At 69.2% G+C, this 3,059-nt stretch carries 3 protein-coding genes and 1 tRNA gene; 3 read left to right on the top strand and 1 reads right to left on the bottom strand.

The window, feature by feature from the left end; genetic code table 11:
• Positions 1-169: 169 nt before the first annotated feature.
• Both ACFXAZ_RS12260 and ACFXAZ_RS12255 read left to right on the top strand, forming a co-directional pair.
• Positions 170-949, top strand: a complete 780-nt coding sequence (locus tag ACFXAZ_RS12260; RefSeq protein WP_384588397.1) for a DUF3566 domain-containing protein — start codon at positions 170-172, stop codon at positions 947-949.
• Between the two features lie 108 nt (positions 950-1,057).
• Positions 1,058-1,131: transfer RNA gene (locus ACFXAZ_RS12255), tRNA-Ile, on the top strand.
• Positions 1,132-1,398: 267 nt separating this feature from the next.
• Here ACFXAZ_RS12255 and ACFXAZ_RS12250 read toward each other — a convergent pair.
• Positions 1,399-1,605, bottom strand: coding sequence for a hypothetical protein (locus ACFXAZ_RS12250; protein WP_384588394.1), 207 nt, complete (start codon positions 1,603-1,605; stop codon positions 1,399-1,401).
• 146 nt (positions 1,606-1,751) lie between these two features.
• Between ACFXAZ_RS12250 and ACFXAZ_RS12245 the strand changes: the two genes are divergently transcribed.
• Positions 1,752-2,729, top strand: coding sequence for a hypothetical protein (locus ACFXAZ_RS12245; protein WP_384588391.1), 978 nt, complete (start codon positions 1,752-1,754; stop codon positions 2,727-2,729).
• Positions 2,730-3,059: the final 330 nt, after the last annotated feature.

Below are 3,059 nucleotides of genomic sequence, written 5' to 3'. Positions count from 1 at the left end.
TTTCTTGAGCGTGTGCCGCCCCGGGGGCGCGGGGCGCCCGGCGTGTCCCGGGGCTCTTACCCCCAGGTGTCCCCCACTGGGGGGGGGCGCGGTTGGCCCCGCCGCGCAGATGACAGATCCGAGCATGACCGATTCGAGCACAACCGATCCGAGCACGACCGATTCGAAAATGACCGATCTGCAGATGACCGACCCGCATACGACCAATCTGCAAGCGATCAAGCCCGCCAAGGCCGACTCGCACGCGCCCGACACTCATGGATCCCGGGCTCAGGGATCCCAGGGGGGAACTGTGACGGACACCCGAGGTCCGCAGACCCAGCAGTACGCGGCGTCCGGCGGGGGCTCGGCCGCGCCGGCGCAGTCCGCTGCGGCAGCCGGCGCGGCGGCCACGGCGACGCAGAACGCGTCGCCGCTGCCGGGTGAGCGGCAGCAGCAACAGACGGAGACGCCGTACCACCCGCCCCAGGCGTACTCGACGCAGGGCGGCCAGTCCGCTCAGACGCAAGGTGGTCAGGCCGCCCAGACACAGGGCGCCGGGGTACGCCGTCCGCGCACCGGCGCGCGCACCACACCGCGGGTGCGCAAGGCGCGGCTGCGGGTGGCGAAGGCCGACCCGTGGTCCGTGATGAAGGTGAGCTTCCTGCTCTCCATCGCGCTCGGCATCTGCACCATCGTCGCCGCGGCGGTGCTGTGGATGGTCATGGACGCGATGGGCGTCTTCTCCACGGTCGGCGGCACGATCTCGGAGGCCACCGGCTCGAACGAGTCGAACGGATTCGACCTCCAGTCCTTCCTCTCGCTCCCGAACGTCCTGATGTTCACGTCGATCATCGCCGTCATCGACGTCATCCTGGCGACCGCGCTGGCGACCCTGGGCGCGTTCATCTACAACCTGTCGGCGGGGTTCGTCGGTGGAGTGGAGCTGACTCTGGCGGAGGACGAGTGAGTCCGGCCGTCGGTGGGTGAGTGGGCCCGACTATCGATTTTGGGACTGCCGCGGTCGTGCGCTAATCTTCAGGGGTCAGCGCGCGGGACATACACCGCAGAGCGCGGCGGGGCTATAGCTCAGTTGGTTAGAGCGCATCCCTGATAAGGATGAGGCCACAGGTTCAAATCCTGTTAGCCCCACATCGGCATAGTGCCTGGTCAGATGGCCGGTAGATCTTCAGGATCTACCGGCCATCTACATTTGATGATCTTGGTTTCCCGGTACTCTCCCGTAACTTGCCAAGGTCCACTCCGTAGCCGCTGGCGAGAACCTGCCTGTGCCATGGGCTGACGGGGCGTCTAAGGTATGCAGAGCGCCCCCTGCCGAATCACACGGCAGGGGGCGTCTGTGTTCCGGCGCGGCATTGCCTCCCGAGCTTGGCCGGCCGGAGTCTGGGTGGCGGGCGGTCAGCCCCAGCCGATGTCCGCGACGCTGTTGTCCGCCGGGAGCGGGTTCCCGGTGTTCGGCTCGCTGTTCGCACCGGCGGTGATGCGGCCCCAGCCGATGTCGGCGGCCTGGACGGTGCCGGTGGGCGGTGTGGCTGCCGCTGCCGTGGTTCCCAGGGCGGCGAGGGCCAGCAGGGCGGAGGCGGCCAGTAGCCGGGTTCGAGCCATGTAGCCCTCCAGAAATCCGTAATCGAATGTGTATGCGAGTCCGTGTGGTGGAACGTTAGGGTTTCATCCCGGACGGGTGAGGTCCAGGCGGCTGGCCAGGGGAAATCCACACCTACAGAAATCCGAACGCACAACCAGGGGTGAACGTGGATGAGTTGGACACAGGGGGCGCACAAGAACCCCTCACATGGGAGGACTTCACCGCTTACCGCCACATCGCCGAGCACGGCTGCGCCCCCGACGGCTACGACCCCCACCGCCTGATCGCCCTGGGGCTCGTGGACCGGGACCCCTACACCCCGGGCCGCTACATCCCCCACGACCCGCGGGCCGCGGCCCAGGGCATCACCGCGGGCATCCTGCGCGACCTTGAGCGCATCGTGGGGCAGATGCGACAGGTGCCCGCTTTAGAACGCCTCGCCTCCGACTTCGACCCGCACCGTTTCTACAGCGGCCCGGCCTCGGAGTTCCTGGCCTCCGCCGTCCAGATGAACACAAAGCTCGGCGAACTCGCCGCCACCGCCGTCGGCGAGCTGTGCTCCGTCCAGCCGGGCGAGCCCGCCGACCGTGACCCTGAGATAGTCCGCCTGGGTGTCGAGCGCACCCGTGCCGCACTCGCCCGCGGTGTCCGCGTCCGGTCGCTGTACCACCGCAGCGCGCGTGAGCACGCCCAGACCCGGGACTACATCGGCCGGCTCCTGGCGGACGGCGCCGAGGTCCGCGCCTCCGACATGCCCGGCCCGCGCATGGTGCTCATCGACTGCAAGCACCTCTTCATCGACAACATGGTTGTCGACGGTGCCGAGGATCACTCCGGCTGGCATGTCTTCGACCGCGCGGCCGTCGCCTGGGGCCGCTCCCTCTTCGAGCGGTTCTGGAATCACGCGTCCCGTTGGCAGGACTTGAGCAGAATCGATTCACCTCTGACTGAGCGCCAGCTCCGCATCGTGCGGGAGCTGGCCGCGGGCTACTCGCAGGCCCAGGTCGGCCCCCGGATCGGCATCAGTCGCTCCGCAGTCGACAAGGAGGTGGCGGCAGCGCGTGACGCACTGGGCTTCCGGACCACCTATCAGCTCATGGCCTGGTACGGGCGGTCGCAGCGCGACGGCCAGGGCGAGGACTGATGTACAGGTGGGCTGCGAGGGGTAGATCGGTCGATCCGGTGGGTACATTGCAGCCAGGGGAGGCGGACGTGACCGTTCCGTTCGTCTGAGGCACAGCCCCAAGCAGGACGGTCGGGGTGCTCGGGAGGCCCCCGGCCGGGCGCCCCCCGCCGTGTGATTCGGCGGGGGGCGTCGGAACGTGGAATCGCCCCCGCCCACCGTGCTGGTGAGCGGGGGCGATACCGCTCAACCCCCGGGGGCTGGCCACGCGGCCGGCACCGCTGGCCAACACGCAGCCGCCGCCACAAACCCGCCCCCGCCGGGGCGGGGGGGCGGGCCGGGGGGGGGGGG

Source organism: Streptomyces sp. NPDC059477 (assembly GCF_042749375.1).
Classification (GTDB): domain Bacteria; phylum Actinomycetota; class Actinomycetes; order Streptomycetales; family Streptomycetaceae; genus Streptomyces.
Note: the sequence above shows the minus strand (reverse complement) of the source record. Positions and strands in the feature narration are given on the sequence as shown.